This is a genomic window from Jeotgalicoccus sp. S0W5, from assembly GCF_011634875.1.
GTDB classification, from domain to species: Bacteria; Bacillota; Bacilli; order Staphylococcales; family Salinicoccaceae; genus Jeotgalicoccus; species Jeotgalicoccus marinus.
In genome coordinates this window covers 217,007-233,513 of sequence record NZ_SIRQ01000002.1, presented here as the reverse complement: position 1 = coordinate 233,513, position 16,507 = coordinate 217,007, and the positions used below count along the sequence as shown (strand labels likewise).

The 16,507-nt window shown below is 36.9% G+C and carries 20 protein-coding genes; 2 read left to right on the top strand and 18 right to left on the bottom strand.

The features are described 5' to 3' along the window. Positions 1–38 precede the first annotated feature (38 nt). Positions 39–785 (bottom strand): helix-turn-helix domain-containing protein, encoded by a 747-nt coding sequence (locus EYB29_RS01970; protein ID WP_035856580.1) that lies wholly within the window; start codon positions 783–785, stop codon positions 39–41. 123 nt (positions 786–908) lie between these two features. On the opposite strand from EYB29_RS01970, the gene EYB29_RS01965 reads away from it, so the two are divergent. Continuing rightward, positions 909–1,580 (top strand): general stress protein, encoded by a 672-nt coding sequence (locus EYB29_RS01965; protein WP_166626407.1) that lies wholly within the window; start codon positions 909–911, stop codon positions 1,578–1,580. A gap of 77 nt (positions 1,581–1,657) precedes the next feature. Here the strand turns inward: EYB29_RS01965 and EYB29_RS01960 are convergent, their stop codons facing one another. Then, complete coding sequence (locus EYB29_RS01960) at positions 1,658–2,557, bottom strand: VOC family protein (protein WP_026867110.1); 900 nt, start codon at positions 2,555–2,557, stop codon at positions 1,658–1,660. Positions 2,558–2,719: 162 nt separating this feature from the next. Between EYB29_RS01960 and EYB29_RS01955 the strand changes: the two genes are divergently transcribed. Then, on the top strand, positions 2,720–3,145 hold the full coding sequence (locus EYB29_RS01955; protein WP_026867109.1) for a DUF2188 domain-containing protein: 426 nt from the start codon (positions 2,720–2,722) through the stop codon (positions 3,143–3,145). 53 nt (positions 3,146–3,198) lie between these two features. Here EYB29_RS01955 and rpsR read toward each other — a convergent pair whose 3' ends face one another. The 16 genes from rpsR to mnmE form a co-directional block, all read right to left on the bottom strand. Continuing rightward, on the bottom strand, positions 3,199–3,438 hold the full coding sequence (rpsR, locus tag EYB29_RS01950; RefSeq protein WP_017547433.1) for a 30S ribosomal protein S18: 240 nt from the start codon (positions 3,436–3,438) through the stop codon (positions 3,199–3,201). Between the two features lie 139 nt (positions 3,439–3,577). Next, positions 3,578–4,351, bottom strand: coding sequence for a hypothetical protein (locus EYB29_RS01945; protein ID WP_026867108.1), 774 nt, complete (start codon positions 4,349–4,351; stop codon positions 3,578–3,580). A 1-nt stretch (position 4,352) separates the two neighbouring features. Then, positions 4,353–4,679, bottom strand: a complete 327-nt coding sequence (locus tag EYB29_RS01940) for a PadR family transcriptional regulator (protein ID WP_026867107.1) — start codon at positions 4,677–4,679, stop codon at positions 4,353–4,355. Positions 4,680–4,848: 169 nt separating this feature from the next. Next, positions 4,849–5,538 (bottom strand): molybdate ABC transporter permease subunit, encoded by a 690-nt coding sequence (gene modB, locus EYB29_RS01935; protein ID WP_026867106.1) that lies wholly within the window; start codon positions 5,536–5,538, stop codon positions 4,849–4,851. Further along, positions 5,519–6,313: a molybdate ABC transporter substrate-binding protein gene (modA, locus tag EYB29_RS01930; RefSeq protein WP_051220541.1), complete on the bottom strand. Its 795-nt coding sequence runs from the start codon at positions 6,311–6,313 to the stop codon at positions 5,519–5,521. Before modA (EYB29_RS01930) ends, modB begins: the two co-directional genes overlap by 20 nt. A 95-nt stretch (positions 6,314–6,408) precedes the next feature. Beyond that, the gene (gene modA, locus EYB29_RS01925) at positions 6,409–7,338 is read right to left on the bottom strand and encodes a molybdate ABC transporter substrate-binding protein (RefSeq protein WP_026867104.1); all 930 of its coding nucleotides are present in this window, start codon (positions 7,336–7,338) and stop codon (positions 6,409–6,411) included. Positions 7,339–7,558: 220 nt separating this feature from the next. Then, on the bottom strand, positions 7,559–8,059 hold the full coding sequence (gene ssb / locus EYB29_RS01920) for a single-stranded DNA-binding protein (RefSeq protein ID WP_026867103.1): 501 nt from the start codon (positions 8,057–8,059) through the stop codon (positions 7,559–7,561). Positions 8,060–8,085: 26 nt separating this feature from the next. Beyond that, a complete protein-coding gene (gene rpsF, locus EYB29_RS01915) occupies positions 8,086–8,388 on the bottom strand; it encodes a 30S ribosomal protein S6 (protein WP_026867102.1) in 303 nt (100 codons plus the stop codon). Between the two features lie 168 nt (positions 8,389–8,556). Beyond that, a complete protein-coding gene (gene ychF, locus EYB29_RS01910) occupies positions 8,557–9,657 on the bottom strand; it encodes a redox-regulated ATPase YchF (RefSeq protein WP_026867101.1) in 1,101 nt (366 codons plus the stop codon). 18 nt (positions 9,658–9,675) lie between these two features. Beyond that, on the bottom strand, positions 9,676–9,855 hold the full coding sequence (locus tag EYB29_RS01905; RefSeq protein WP_026867100.1) for a DUF951 domain-containing protein: 180 nt from the start codon (positions 9,853–9,855) through the stop codon (positions 9,676–9,678). 3 nt (positions 9,856–9,858) lie between these two features. Further along, positions 9,859–10,791 (bottom strand): mechanosensitive ion channel family protein, encoded by a 933-nt coding sequence (locus tag EYB29_RS01900; protein ID WP_235678847.1) that lies wholly within the window; start codon positions 10,789–10,791, stop codon positions 9,859–9,861. A 21-nt stretch (positions 10,792–10,812) separates the two neighbouring features. After that, positions 10,813–11,586, bottom strand: coding sequence for a ParB/RepB/Spo0J family partition protein (locus EYB29_RS01895; protein WP_051220540.1), 774 nt, complete (start codon positions 11,584–11,586; stop codon positions 10,813–10,815). 100 nt (positions 11,587–11,686) lie between these two features. Continuing rightward, positions 11,687–12,499, bottom strand: coding sequence for a ParB/RepB/Spo0J family partition protein (locus EYB29_RS01890; RefSeq protein WP_026867098.1), 813 nt, complete (start codon positions 12,497–12,499; stop codon positions 11,687–11,689). Positions 12,500–12,514: 15 nt separating this feature from the next. Next, on the bottom strand, positions 12,515–13,228 hold the full coding sequence (gene rsmG / locus EYB29_RS01885; protein ID WP_026867097.1) for a 16S rRNA (guanine(527)-N(7))-methyltransferase RsmG: 714 nt from the start codon (positions 13,226–13,228) through the stop codon (positions 12,515–12,517). Next, the gene (gene mnmG / locus EYB29_RS01880) at positions 13,225–15,108 is read right to left on the bottom strand and encodes a tRNA uridine-5-carboxymethylaminomethyl(34) synthesis enzyme MnmG (RefSeq protein ID WP_166626406.1); all 1,884 of its coding nucleotides are present in this window, start codon (positions 15,106–15,108) and stop codon (positions 13,225–13,227) included. The genes rsmG and mnmG overlap by 4 nt, the downstream gene beginning before the upstream one ends. Before the next feature lie 21 nt (positions 15,109–15,129). Then, on the bottom strand, positions 15,130–16,506 hold the full coding sequence (mnmE, locus tag EYB29_RS01875) for a tRNA uridine-5-carboxymethylaminomethyl(34) synthesis GTPase MnmE (protein WP_026867095.1): 1,377 nt from the start codon (positions 16,504–16,506) through the stop codon (positions 15,130–15,132). Position 16,507: the final 1 nt, after the last annotated feature.

Below are 16,507 nucleotides of genomic sequence, written 5' to 3'. Positions count from 1 at the left end.
TTTTCTTACTATTTCCTATCTCTATTTCGTAAAGTTCCTTATACGGGATATTGTTTGATTTTCTCACACAATTTTTTAATCCGATTCATCATATAAGTGGATTCATTTTCCTTTAATAAGTGCATTGCACGTTTACCATAGCGTTCTACAAGATCATAGTTCTCCACCTTAATATTACTATCCATCATATACGACAACAGTCTCACACGAGTCCGATAATCCAACTTTCCATCATCTTTACGCTTCATGTAAATTGCTGACTTATAATACGGGTTTCCATCTTCACCTAGCATATGTAAAACATAACCCTTACTTGTATATACACTAGCCTTCAAATATTCCAGTGAAGGCAAGTCATCTAAACGATCTAGCGTCTTATCTATAAAAGTCAGAGCATCTTTATATTTCTTCTTATGTAGATATTTCAAACCCATATGCCAATCGTAATATACAGAGTGCAGCGTCGTAGATCGCCATTGCTGCAAGGTCAACTGGTTCAGTGTGTCTTCAATAAGGTAAAGCTCACGTGTTTCTCGAATTTCATCCAGTACTTTTAATACTTTAGTGTCGATTGATTTTGTGACTGTAATAATCAGCTCATCCAAATTCAAATCAAGCACATTCATAATTTTAATCGCGTCAATGAATCGAATATTACCGTTATTACTGTCATTTTCCATACGGCTAATTGATGATTTTGAAACACCTGTCTTTTTACTGAGTTGTAACTGCGTCAAACTATATTCCGCACGTCGTGACTTAATAACTGAACCATTAATTTGCATAAATGACCTCCCTTATTTATAAATATAAATAATATGCAATATTTGTCAATAAAAGAGTAAACTGCGTTTCTTTATAAGGATATCAGGGTATAATCATAAAAAGACTGTGATGGAGGATTGAACATGACTACTATTGAGAAATTCTCAAATATCGATGATTTAAGTGATAAGATTTATGAACTACGTGCTGATGGTGTTAAAGACAAAGATATGATAACGGTCGCAAAAGACCGCTTTAAAGCAACGGTCCTACGCTATACAAATGTCGGCTTTAAAAAAGCTGATGGAAACATGTGGGATAAGGTTGCAGCTAAATTTTTAGATGAGAACTCAACAGATCGTGTCTTTGATCAACTAGACTTGAGCTCAGATGAGCTGAATACGTTCAAAGCCGCTGTAGATAACGGTCAGATTCTCTTATTAGTGAGAGAATCTGCAGTGAAAGAAACTAAAAAAGAAAAAGCAGCTACTTCAAGACAAAATGAAGACCATTTAAGAAAAGCTGAAGAGAAAAAAGAAGCAGGAGAGCAGAATCAATCTGCTAGAGAAACTGAAAAAAATCAAAAAGAGAGCAGTGACCAACGTTCAGGTACGATTGATGTGAGTGCTTATCAAAGCAAACTTGATTCAATGACTTCTGAAAAAGATATAAAGAGAAATAACCAAAAAGCTGAAGCAAAAGAAAAACACGATAACTTCATGGATGCAGCAGAAATTATCCAGGAAGACGGTAGCCGTCGTACAGTATCAATCAGTGATACCGAGCATACCGTTATTGATTTAAATCAAAAATAATACAGGCGAAAAAAAACACTTAAAATTAAAAACTTCCCTTACACTGGTTGAATTACCAAGTTAAGGGAAGTCATTTTTTATTTACCTTTATATGCCGCTTCAAGTTTTGCGATATCAAATTTCTTCATTTTAAGGAATGCCTCAGTAACGCGTTGAAGTTGTTCCTCTGTACCCTCAGTCATCATTTCATCCATCACTTTATGTACAATCTGCCAAGATACACCAAACTTATCCTTCAACCATCCACACTGTTCAGCATCAGGATCTGCTGATAGTGCACTCCAGTACTTATCAATTTCTTTTTGGTCATCACATTTCACCATTAAGGAGATACCTTCTGAGAATTGGAAGTCGTGTTCATAACCACTATCTTGGAATGAAAATCGTTTTTTGCCTAATTTCGCTTCTGCATGCATGACCAAATCTTCAGTATTTGGTTCCATGCCTGTCGGATAATTTCTCGATGCTAAATGTTCACTTTTCTTAAACGTATCAACATACAAATTCATGGCATCTGTAGCCTTGCCCTTATTTTCATTTACAAACATTAGAGAAGGGACGATATGATTCTTGCCATTGCGATGATCGCGTAACCAAAACTGCCAAGAAGTACCGTACTTATCCTCAATCCATCCATACTTATCATTGAAAGGATACTTATCTAGTGGCATCAACTCTGTACCACCATCCTCCATAAGCTTTTCATACATTTCATCAATCAAATGTTCATTCTGCTTATTAATTTGAACAATAAAAGAAATAGAAGGATTTTTCTTAGCAAAAGGTCCAGCACTAATTGCCATAAACTCATAACCCATTAACTTAAATCCAAGCTGTTCAGAATCACCTGATGGTGTGTCTTTTATAACTTTACGGAAGGTAATCTCTGACTCTGGAAAAATTTCGGTATACCACTCTACAGCTTCTCCGGCTTCTGTATCAAACCATAAATGTGGAACAATCTTTTGATACTTCACATCTACATCTCCTTAGGCTCATTTTTTCAAGTCCATTGTAACAAATGAATGTTAAGAAACTATAACGATAACTTGACTTCGATTAAACATTTAAATCATAGGGTTTTGACTGTATGGAAACGGGAACTATATGAGTAAATTCATAAGGTAAGGATGATAGCTATGTCTTGGAATATGCAAGATTACCCTGATTCATTAAAAAACTTTGAGACACTTGAACGTAAAAAAATTATCGAGATTGCGAACGCACTTTTAGACAGCGGATACGATGAAAGTCGTGCGATTGCTATCGCTACATCAGAAGGTAAAGATTGGTATAAAAATGCATCAAAAGAAGAATTAGATTCATTTGATAAGGAAGGTAATCCTTCAAAAAATGATCAGCATGACATAGATAGTGCGAATCCAGATTTACTAGATGAGAATGTTCAAGTAAAATATGATGCCGAAAACGAGGAATGGGTTGTTAAAACTGTTAAAGCCGAACGTGCAGCTGGTACATTTAAATATAAGAAAGATGCGGTGAAGCGTGCAGAAGAAATTGCTGAAAATAAAAACTCTAAAGTAATAACGTATACAAAAGAATGACTGTATAAGAAAAACCGCTCTAGATCAATGATCTAGAGCGGTTTAACTATAACTTACTGTTCTTCTTTAACGTATGGTAACAATGCCATGTGACGTGCGCGTTTAATCGCACCTGTTAACTGGCGTTGGTACTTAGCTGAAGTACCAGTTACACGTCTTGGAAGAATTTTTCCACGTTCAGAGATGAACTTTTTAAGAAGATCTACTTCTTTATAGTCGATGTGTGTAATTCCGTTAGCTGTGAAATAGCAAACTTTTTTACGACGACGACCGCCTCTTCTTGGACCTGCCATAGGTAAGCCCTCCTTTTATAGATTATTATATTCGACTGTGTGGATCGAATGTCTAATCCATAATCTTGTTAGCTGAACGCGTGTTTTAAATGTGTGTATGTGCACGATATATATTACAACTTTAAGGTTAAAAAGTCAATTACTTTTTAGCTCGATTCATTACTCTAATACCTATAAACAAGATTATGACTGCAGCTAATAAGCCCACTGATGAAATTATAATATAACTTTCTGAGTTCGGACCACCACTTGCAAATACTTGTGCAATCATCTCAGGTGCTGCCAGTACTAAAGCTAGAATGGCATAGAACCATTGTTTCATCAAAAGTGACCCGATAACTAGAATCGCTAACAGTATAAATCCAATAGTAATATTGATATCTCTACCTGGTTCAAAGAACGTCACGATTGGATAACTTCTCACTAAGAATATCGATCCGACTAAAAGTCCCATATACAAGAAACTAAATACAAAAATTAATACTGTACCTTTCACTTCAATCTTCTCTGATTTAAAGCTTGCATAATTGACTAATATATATTTAAAGCCATAGTAAATCAGTACTGGGCCTAAGACAATAATTCCAAGATAATATAAGAGATTACTCAAGGTCCAATCAAAATCACCACTAATTAGATTCGGGACTGTAAGAATTCCAGCTAAGTAGACTATAAATAAGGCGATATACTTTTGAATATTGTTAATACGCGGCATTTCCCCGGAAATATTCTTAATATATTCCTTCGCTGATCTGCCTGTCACATCTTCTAAACTTTTACCGTCTTTTTCTGCTTGAATTAAATGATCTTCTAACTCCGCTTCCATATCATCGATCGCTTCATCTTTTTTTCCATGTGCCATCATCTCTAATCGAAATTCTGTTAAAAATTTCTCTGCTTCTTTACTCAACATTTTACTCACCTCTTACCAAATTATTCATTCCAGAATTTAATTTTTCCCATTTTTCTTTAAAAATTTTTAGTTCTTCTTTTCCACTTTCACTAATTGAATAATATTTACGTTTCGGACCACCACTATCGGATTTCACCATGCGGGTATTTACATATCCCTTTTTACTTAACCTTAGTAATACTGGGTAAATACTACCTTCGCTGATACCTGGGAACTTATGTGCTTCTAATTTTTTAGTAATTTCATACCCATAAGTTTCGCCCTGTGAAATCAATCCTAATATTGCACCGTCGAGTAAACCCTTCATTATTTGATCACTGACAGACATGGTTTCCCTCCTGACTATCTGTTATTAAAAGGTAGTGACCTATTAAAAAAGACAGCGCCATAAACAACTATCTTACATAGAAAGATACTATACATGATTTTAAATGTCAACTATCTTTTATAAAAAGGTAGTTAATTTAAAAAGTAGCGCTTTACTTAAAAGCAATGCGCTACTCTTTCACTTTTGTTCTTACAAACAATAACATAACAAATGAAATCGCAACAATTGTGATCACCCATAACCATGCAAGACTCATATTTCCTGATTGTAAGGCAACATATATAGCTGTTGGTAAGGTCTGTGTGCGACCTGGAATATTCCCTGCAATCATTAAAGTTGCACCGAATTCACCAAGTGCCCTAGCAAAACTTAACACAGCACCTGTCACAAGTGATACTGAAGCGAGTGGCATGGTGATTTTCATAAAGATACGAAAATTACTCGCCCCATCAACTTTTGCCGCATCTTTGATATCTTTATCTACACTTAAAAAGCCTGTTTTTGCAGATTGATACATCAGTGGAAAGGCAACCACTGTACTGGCTAATACAGCTGCATACCAAGTAAAGATAATGGATTGATTAAAGATCCACTCAATCAAGTTTCCAATAATGCTATTGTTACCAAAAATAACAATCAGTATAAATCCTACTACTGTCGGGGGTAAAACAATCGGTAGCATTATAATCGTTTCTAAAACAACCTTGCCTTTAAAGTTCACAGATGTCATAAATTTTGCTATTAAAGTTCCAAAGATAAATGAAAAAATCAGTGCAATGGTCGCAACTTGCAAGGAGAGCAGTATAGGGGGAAGAAACTGCGACGATGTCACACCAAAATTACTCAGTAACGAATCCATATTCACCAAATACTTCTAAAGCTTCATCAGTCTGAATAAAATCATAGAACGACCTTGCAGCTTCAGTATTCTCTGAATCCTCAATTAAACCAACTGGATACTCTATTGGATCATGTGCATCAGCTGGTGCGGCGTCGATGATATCCACTGAATCACTTGTCATCGCATCGGTACGGTACACTAACCCAGCACTTACCTCACCACGTTCAACATAAGTGAGCACTGCTCTCACGTCCTCTGCATATACTAACCTTTCTTCTAAATCTTCAGTAATACCCATAGATTCAAAAGTCTCCATAGCATATTCCCCAGCAGGTACTGATTCCGGTGTGCCAACAGCAATTTGTTTAGCCTCTGTAATATCATCGAATGATGTCACTGTTGTATCCCCTTCTGGTACAACCAGTACTAATTCATTTTTTAATAGTTGAGTTGAATCACTTTCATCGATAAAGTCACCTTCTACTAAGGTATCAAAATCGCTTTGTGATGCAGAGAAAAACATATCTGCTGGTGCACCTTGAGAAATCTGTTGTTGCAGTGCACCTGAACCCCCAAAGTTAAAATCCACTTGTACATCTTGGTTTTCTTCATTATAAAGTTCTGCAACTTCTTGAAGTGCGTCTGTCAAACTCGCTGCTGCTGAAACTGTTATTGTACCCGATGCTTCGCTTGTTTCTGACTCTTCATTGTCCGTACTAGAACTGCATGCTGCCAAAACGAGTGTGAACATTAAAGAAACAAATACTAAGCCCAGTTGCTTTATCTTACACATCTTTTTGCCTTCTTCCCGAGGATATTATCTTTATCATACAACAATTTAAAAATTAAAAAAGCAGAACTACGTGTTTCATAGTTCTGCAGTATATATTAAACGATATAACCATACTCTGAAAAGATATCCAGTGCTTCTTCGGATTGTAGGAAATTATAAAAATCTCTCGCTGCACTATTGTCTTCCACACTTTGTGAAAGTCCTAGTCCATAAACAAATGGTTCAGCAAGTGATCGTGGTGCTCTCGCTACGATACGAAGACCTTCTTCATCAGAAATATCTGTTCTTAAGAGAAGGGCAGCATCTGTTTCACCTTCAGAAAGTGATTCTAGAGCAGCATCTACATCTTCGCTCTCTTCAACATTATTCACTTTATTATTGCTCTCATTTTCTGCATCAAGTAACGTCTTAGCATGACTGCCAGATAGTGATTCTTCTGGGTTTACTATAGATAGGGTAACATCCTCATTATTGAAAATAGTGTCGTATGAAGTAATATCCTCATTATCTTCATGAGTCACAAGTACTATTTCATTAATGAGTAAATATTTCGTTGCAAGTTGGTCTAATATCCCAGCTTCAACTAAAGAATCATAACCCTCATCAGAACTAGAAAAATATATATCCATATCTTGATCTTCACCGTTAATTAAGTCTTCTGTTAACGTTTCTGTATGACCATATTGAACATCAATTTTCTGTCCTTCGTTTTCTTCTTCATATGCAGAAATCAATTCGTTCATCACATCTTCAAGGCTTTGCTCGGCAGTAATATGAACGACTTCACTTTCTTGACTTCCATCTTCTTCTGTAGCAGTTTCCTCTGAAGATGAATCCTCTTCAGTCTCTTCTGCAGTTTCAGATTCGGTCGACTCTGTTCCTTCTTCTGTTGTCTCCTCAGTATTCTGAGTATCACCAGATTCTTCTTCACCAGAGGAATCGTCACTGTCATTATTACTACAAGCTGCCAAAAACACACACAGCGATAGTAAAAGTGCCCATTGCAGGACATTTTTTCTAATCATTGCGGTTCGCTCCCACCTAAAAAATTGTCTACATGTTTCATTATAAACACTGTAAAGTCAAAACTACACTATAAACTAATAATAAAAACAATAAAATTAACTTATGTATCTTCAAAAGTAAAATAAAAACCCGAGATAGTATATCCCGGGTCTTTCACACATTTTACACACACAATTTTAAAACACACGATAACAAAATTTGGATTGTAATTTTTTTATTTTAGAATGGTAAATCATCATCGCTGATGTCTACCGGACCTTTAGAGTTCGCAAATGGATTATCCTCTTTTGGCTGTTGACGTCCCTGGCTTTGACCAGTCGACTGATTGCCAGATCCATATGCATCTGCATATGCGTCCGTTGAGTTATTTCCATAATTGCTTTGAGATTGATTACCGCTATTCTTAGGCTCTAAGAACTGAACACTTTCACACACAACTTCAGTTACATATACTCTTTGTCCGTCTTTGTTCTCGTAATTACGAGTTTGTATTCTTCCGTCGATACCAACAAGACTGCCTTTCTTAACATACTGGTTAACGTTCTCAGCTTGTTTTCTGAAAACAACACAGTTGATAAAGTCCGCACCTCTTTCACCATTTTGGTTAGTAAAAGGACGATTGACAGCTAAGTTGAAATTAGCGACAGCGATATTATTTTGACTGACTCTTAGTTCTGGGTCTTTTGTTAAACGACCAACTAAAACCACACGGTTTAGCATGTAATCAACTCCACTAAATATTTAACTTATTTTTTTGCTTCTGCTTGTTCGTCGCGAACAACGATATGACGAATAATGTCATTGTTGATCTTAGCTAAGCGGTCAAACTCATCAGTAGCTTCGCTTGTCGCGTTAACTTTGATGATGTGGTAAATTCCATCTTTGAAATCTTCAATTTCGTAGGCAAGACGACGTTTACCCCACTCTTTAGACTCGACGATTTCCGCACCATTGTTTGTAAGAACCTCATCAAAACGCTTAACTAACGTCGATTTAGCTTCTTCTTCAATGTTTGGGCGGATTACATATAAAATTTCATATGCTCTCATCTTTTGCACCTCCTTATGGTCTTTGCGGCTGAAAACCATTCGTTTTCAGCAAGGAATAATTTTCATTACTCACAATCAGTTATTATATCAGTAATCCTAACAATTTACAATAAAACTAAAGAAAAAAACGATAAGACCCCATCACAGGATTTCATCGTTTGGAGAGATCTAAACGTTGAATCTAAAGTGAACAACATCTCCATCTTTCATAATGTACTCTTTTCCTTCTAAACGAACCTTACCAGCTTCTTTAGCTTTAGCCTCATTACCCGCTTCAACTAAATCATCGTAACTTACAGTCTCAGCACGGATGAATCCTTTTTGGAAGTCTGTGTGAATAATACCCGCACATTCTGGTGCAGTCATACCTTTTTTAAAGGTCCACGCTCTGACTTCTTGTACACCGGCAGTAAAATAAGTGGCTAAGCCAAGTAAGTCATATGAAGCTTTTATTAATTTATCTAGACCTGACTCTTCTAAACCGAGTTCATCTAAGAACATTTCACGCTCGTCATCTTCTAAGACTGCGATTTCTTCTTCAACCTTAGCCGAAATGACAATAACCTGAGAATTTTCATTAGCTGCATACTCATTAATTGCATCAAGGTATGCATTACCTTCTAAGGAACCTAAATCGTCTTCACTCACATTGGCAACATAAAGCATTGGCTTTTGTGTTAACAGGTGGAAGTGCTTAACAGATTTTGCTTCTTCTTCCGTAAAATCAAGAGCACGTACTGGACGACCTTCCTCTAAACATTCTTTAATCTTCGTTAGAATTTTAACTTCAGCCATGGCGTCCTTATCTTTTTGTTTCGCCATTTTTTCTGCCTTAGGTAAGCGTTTATCGACACTTTCTAAGTCTGCTAAAATCAATTCCATGTTGATGACTTCAATATCTTCTACAGGGTCAACCTTACCAGATACGTGCGTCACATTCTCATCATCAAAGGCACGAACAACCTGACAGATTGCATCGACTTCTCTAATGTTCGCAAGGAACTTATTACCGAGTCCTTCACCTTTAGAAGCACCTTTAACAATACCAGCAATATCAGTAAATTCGAATGCTGTCGGTACAGTTTTCTTTGGTACAACAATTTCCGTTAAAACATCTAAGCGATGATCCGGTACTTCAACAATACCAACGTTGGGGTCAATTGTGGCGAATGGATAGTTAGCAGCAAGCGCACCTGCTTTAGTAATTGCATTAAATAATGTTGATTTTCCGACGTTTGGTAAACCAACGATTCCAGCTGTTAAAGACATAATAGGGTCTCCTTTAATTTATAATACTTTTTTTAGACGTTTGTTAAAGTCTCGACGCGGCATCATAATTGTGCGGTCGCAATTTGTGCATTTAATTTTAATATCTGCACCCATGCGGACAATTTCAAATTTATTGTTCCCACAAGGGTGATCTTTCTTCATTTCAACAAGACTATGAAGATCGTACTTAGCATCCATGACTTACGCCTCCATATCGTTACCATCGAAATCGGTAATATCCATCATTGGTACAGAAATATAAATACCCTGTGTTTCTAAATACTGCTTGATGCGTTTTCTCATGCGTCGAGTTGAACCGAAGTGTTCCATCGGTCTAGACGTAAGCATGACACGAATAGTTGCTTCACCATTTTGAATGCTCTGTACACCTTGTACAATTGGAGCTTCAACAAGGACATCTTCTTGTCTCCAGTTTTCATTCAGATAAGTTTCAAGCGTAGTTTCAATCTTATCTAAATCTTCTTGTATGGAGAAATTCATATCTAAGAATGATACTGAATTATAACGAGAGAAGTTTATTACTTCGTTAATTGTACCATTAGGAATCATGTACAACTCACCTTCATAACCTTGAATACGAGAAGAGCGTAAGCCTAATGACATTACTTCACCTTCTGCAACAGTTGTACCCGATGTATTCACTCTAACGAAATCACCTTTATCGAATTGGTTTTCTAAAATAATAAAGAAACCAGTTATCATATCTTTTACTAGACTTTGTGCACCAAAACCAATTGCTAAACCAACAACACCGGCACCAGCGAGTAGCGTTGAAACTGGAATGTTAAATGCCTCTAGTATCGCTACAACAACAAAGAACCAAATAAAGATTGCTGCTGTATTTTGGAGCATATTAATCAATGTATTGTTTCTCTTGTCTGATCCTTTTAAGCGTGACTTTGATTTATATTTAAAGAAATTTTCTATTAAACGATTCGCAACCTTAGTAAGAATATAACCAGCAATAAGTAGAATGATTGCGAATATGATTGGTTTAGATATATCTATCCAAAATTGTGGATCTCTAACTCGTTCTAAAAGTGTTTCAATAATCGACAGTTGTTCATCCAGCCCTTCAGTATTCGACGCATTAAATAGCGTTAAAAATTTCATAGTCATACCCTTTCTATTTGATTATTTTTGCTGCAACATGGAAAGAATTCTTTTAAATTCTTCCTTTGATGTAAACTCCAATTGAATTAAACCTCTTTGTTTTACCTTTTTAATTTCAACATTTGTTCCAAAGTGATCTTTCAATTGATTTTCGTAACTCTCAAGAAACCTTAATTTTTTTGTAGACTTCTTAATTCTCTTTTTACTCTTAAAGGTCTTTACATGAGCTTCTAACTTTCTAACACTCATGCTGTCTTTAACTGCTTGTTCTGCTACTTCTTCCATTAAGAGTGGATCTTTTAAGGCTAATAAAGTTCGACCGTGAGCACCTGTTAACTTGCCATTATTAATCAATTTTTTAACCTTAGCAGGTAAGGTTAAAAGTCTAAGCATATTAGCAATATAAGACCTCGACTTGCCAAGTCGTTTCGATAAGTCATCTTGTGTGAGCTTAGCAGAGTGCATCAATTGCTTATAACTTTCCGCTTCTTCTAAAGGACCTAAGTCTTCCCTTTGAAGATTCTCAATGATGGCAAGTTCCATCATCTCACGGTCGGTCATGTCAGTAATAATAGCAGGTATAGTCTTTAATTCCGCAAGCTCAGTCGCTCTTAAACGACGCTCACCCGCAACAAGGGTATACCCTTTTACCGCTTTTCTCACTGTAACAGGTTGCATAACACCATGAACTTTAATGCTCGCAGCTAAGTCTTTTAGTTTTTCTTCATCAAAGGTTTGTCTCGGTTGATATGGATTTTTTCGAATTTCAGAAACTGCTAGCTCAATAATTTCCATAACACGTCACCGACTTCCCAAAGATAAAATACATTACTCATTATAACAGTACAAGCCATGTTTGTAAGTGAAAAAGAGTACCTACATCAATGCAGGCACCCTACTTATAAATTTTAATTGTAAGCTCGTGTAGCTCATCTGTTTCGGTCGATTCAATTTTGACATCGACACCTTTTTCACGAAGCTTCTTAATATCTCTTTCAACATCATTTAATACGAAAGCAACATCGTCATTGAAATTGATTTGTTCAACGCGCACCTTTTGACGGTTCTTAACAGCGAGTTCTGTTTCCTTAACTGTCAGATGATCATTCACGATATTTTTCAATACATCATACTGCATATCGTTATCCAATATAAGTAATGCTCTCGCGTGTCTTTCCGTGATTTCATCATTTTCTAATGCCGTTATAACGTCGTTAGATAACTTTAACAATCTCAATTTATTTGCAATGAATGACTGACTTTTACCAATGCTTTCAGCTAAGTCTTTTTGAGTGATATCATCCATTGCTAGCAGTTGCTTATAGGCTCTCGCTTCTTCAATACTAGATAAATTTTCACGTTGAATATTTTCTATTAGCGCGATAGCAGCAGACTCTTGATCAGTGAGATACTTAACTATCGCCTTGGTATCCTTAAAATCTAGTCGCTTTAAGGCTCTAAACCGTCTCTCTCCAGCAATGATTTCATACATACCTTCTTCAATAGGTCTGAGCGTAATCGGCTGTAAGAGTCCATGTTTCTTAATGGAATGTGCGAGTTCATTAATACGTTGCTCATCAAATACTGTTCTTGGCTGATATTGGTTCGGAACAATGTTCTCTAGAGGTACTTCGACTAATGAATCATCATCTTCAGCAGTTTCACTTTTATCTATTAAGTTGAATAGCTTTGAAAAAGGTTTCTTCACACATTCCACCACCCTTTATTTTAATGGGGATTTATTTGGAGTTCCCGGTTTTCTCGGATATTTCTTAGGTGTCTTTCTGATCTTATCAATGACCAGAATATAACGCTGACTCTCTTCTTCTGGCAAGGTAAGTTGATGAGTTTCTTTTAATGAACCACCTAAGAGGTCAAGTGCAAACTCTGCATCAAGGAGTTCTTCTTTGGCCTTCTTACCTTTCATCACTATAAACTGCCCACCTGTTCTCACTAGTGGTAAACATAACTCTGCTAAAACATTGAGCTCTGCAACCGCACGGGCAGTTACAACATCAAACATGTGTCTTGGTCCGTGTTGGCCAAAAGTCTCTGCTCGGTCGTGAACTAAATGCATTTTATCGAGACCAAGTACGGCAGTCAATTCATTTAAAAACGTAATTCTTTTATTTAACGAATCAACGATTGTCACTTTTAGGTCTGGACGAATAATCTTCATCGGAATGCTTGGAAATCCTGCACCTGCTCCGACGTCACAAATACTCGCACCTTCTTCTATATCCGCATAAAACAGCGGTGTAATTGAATCATAGAAATGTTTTAAATACACTTCTTTTAGCTCAGTGACAGCTGTTAAATTAATTTTTTTGTTCCACTCTACGAGCAATTCAAAGTACGTTTTAAACTGTCCAATTTGTACGGTTGAAAGTTCAATACCTTGATCTTTTAATTTATTAATGAATTCTGTTTCATTCATGAGCCAGTCCTCTTCACATTTCCTTGTTCAATGTAGACAAGTAAGATTGAAATATCAGCTGGATTTACACCTGAAATTCTAGATGCTTGGGCAATGTTTAAAGGCTTAACTTCTTTGAGTTTCATTCGTGCTTCTGTTGCCAATGAGTTCACTGCATCGTAATCAATATTTTCAGGAATTTTCTTATCTTCCATACGTTTCATCTTATCGACTTGTTGCAAGGATTTCTTAATATAACCATCATATTTTATTTGGACCTCAACTTGTTCATACTCTTCTTGTTTAAGAGTGATGTCTTCAGAGAGTATCTCCATGATTGACTCATAGTCCATCTCTGGACGACGTAGTAAATCAGCAGCTAGAATACCATCTTTAAGTGCTGTACCGCCGCGTTGTTCAATAATACTTTGAGTATGCGCATTTGGTTTGATACGCACTTTTTTCAGACGGTCTAATTCAGCTTCAATATTTGCTTTTTTCTGATTGAATCTAGCAAATCTTTCTTCTGAAATTAACTTATGGTCATAACCAATTTCAGTTAGACGCATATCAGCATTATCATGACGCAGTAGTAAACGGTGCTCGGCACGAGACGTTAACAAACGATATGGCTCATTCGTACCTTTAGTGACTAAGTCATCAATTAAGACACCAATATAAGCATCAGTACGGCTTAAGATTAATTCTTCTTGACCAAGTAATTTGTTCGCAGCATTGATTCCTGCAATAAGTCCTTGGCCAGCAGCTTCCTCATAACCACTTGTTCCATTAATTTGACCAGCAGTATATAGGTTTTTAATTTTCTTTGTTTCTAAAGTTGGCCATAATTGCGTTGGTACAAGTGCATCGTACTCAATGGCATAACCTGCACGCATCATACGTGCATTTTCTAAACCTGGGATACTTTTCACCATATCACGTTGAACATTTTCAGGCATACTCGTTGATAAGCCTTGAACGTAAACCTCTTTAGTATTACGACCTTCTGGTTCTAAAAAGATTTGGTGACGTGGTTTATCGTTGAATCTAACGACCTTGTCTTCGATTGATGGGCAATATCTTGGACCTGTACCTTGAATGACACCTGAGTACATTGCTGATAAGTGAAGATTTGCTGTAATAATTTCATGTGTTGTTGCTGACGTATATGTTAACCAGCATGGGAGTTGATCTAAAATAAATTCAGTCGTATCAAAGCTGAACGCTCTCGGAACATCATCACCTGGCTGAATCTCAGTTTTACTGTAGTCAATAGAGTCTGCATTGACTCTCGGTGGTGTTCCTGTTTTAAAGCGAATAATTTCGAAACCTAAATCCTTGAGTTGGTCTGCTAAAGCCAAGGAAGGAATTTGGTGATTTGGACCACTTGAATATTTAAGATCACCTAGAATAATTTCTCCACGTAAAAATGTACCTGTTGTGATGATGACAGCATCACCTTCATAAACAGTACCAATATTCGTTTTCAAGCCACGAATCTCATTGTCTTCAATAATCAATTCGTCAACTAGCCCTTGAAGAATATCTAAGTTTGGTTCATCTTCTAGAACTGATTTCATTTCTTGCTGATAAAGTACCTTATCTGCCTGTGCACGAAGTGCTCTGACTGCTGGTCCTTTACCAGTGTTTAACATACGCATTTGGATGTGTGTTTTATCGATTACTTTAGCCATTTGCCCCCCGAGAGCATCAACTTCACGTACGACGATACCTTTAGCGGGTCCACCGACTGATGGGTTACATGGCATGAATGCGATGTTATCGAGATTGATGGTCAACATTAATGTTTTAAGACCTTTACGGCTTGCTGCGAGTCCCGCTTCGACACCTGCATGGCCAGCTCCGATAACAATCACATCATATTTCATATTTCCGGTCATTATTTTACCTCCTGTTTAATTTTATTTTCCTAGACAGAACTGACTAAATAGCTTATCTATCAGTTGTTCTGAAACATCTTCTCCGATGACCTCTCCAAGGAGTTCCCAAGTTTTAATCAGGTCAATCTGAATAATATCCACGGGCACGTCAATTTCTGCAGAAGAAATTGCGTCACCAATTGAAGTTTTCGCTTGTTCTAATAAGTTAATGTGACGATTGTTAGATACATATGTTGAATCTGCAGATGAAATACTACCATCAAAGAACATTCTTTGAATTTCATTCTCAAGATCATCCACACCTTGGCCATTTATAATAGACGTTTTGATGAGTGGAATATCGAAATGACTTTCTAAGTAGTCAGTATCTAGATTTTGTTCTAAGTCTAGTTTATTGATGATACCGATAACTTTTTTATCATCCACTGTTTCTAGGAGCTCTATATCTTCTGGTGTAAGCTCATCATTATTATTCATGACATACAAGATTAACTCTGCATCTTTTAACGCTTCACGAGATCGTTCCACACCTATTTTTTCAACAATGTCATCCGTTTCACGAATCCCTGCAGTATCGACGAGTTTTAATGGAATACCGTTAACGTTTACGTACTCTTCTAAAATATCACGCGTCGTTCCCGCAACATCCGTCACAATTGCCTTGTTATCTTGAATGAGATAGTTAAGTAAAGAGCTTTTACCGACGTTAGGTTTACCAATGATGACCGTGCTCAAACCTTCTCTTAAGATACGGCCTTCCGCACTAGATTTTAACAACTTACCAATCTCTGACTCTACCTTTTTGGCTTCAGATAGGAGGAAGGACGTTGTCGCTTCTTCTACATCATCGTATTCAGGATAATCTATGTTCACTTCGACTTGAGCCAATATATTTAATATACTTTGACGTAACGATTCAATATATGTTTTCAAACGTCCTTGAACTTGTTGGTTGGCTACTTTTGATGCTTGGTCAGTTTTAGATCGAATGAAATCCATGACCGCTTCAGCTTGAGACAAATCAACTCGTCCATTTAAAAAGGCGCGCTTTGTGAATTCACCTGGTTCAGCCATTCTTGCACCGTGGTTTAAAGTCAGTTGAAGCACACGATTAACCGTGTGAATCCCACCATGACAGTTAATCTCAACGATGTCCTCACGCGTATAAGTTTTCGGTGCACGCATGACTGCACACATGACCTCTTCAACTGTTTCATTGGTAGTAGGATCAACAATATGACCATAATTTATAGTGTGTGAATCGACTTCACTTAGTTTTTTTACGCCGCTGTACAGACGATCTGCAATTTCAATCGCATCTACACCTGACAAACGAACGATAGCAATCGCCCCTTCACCGACTGGGGTGGAGATGCTTGAGATCGTTTCAAATTGCACT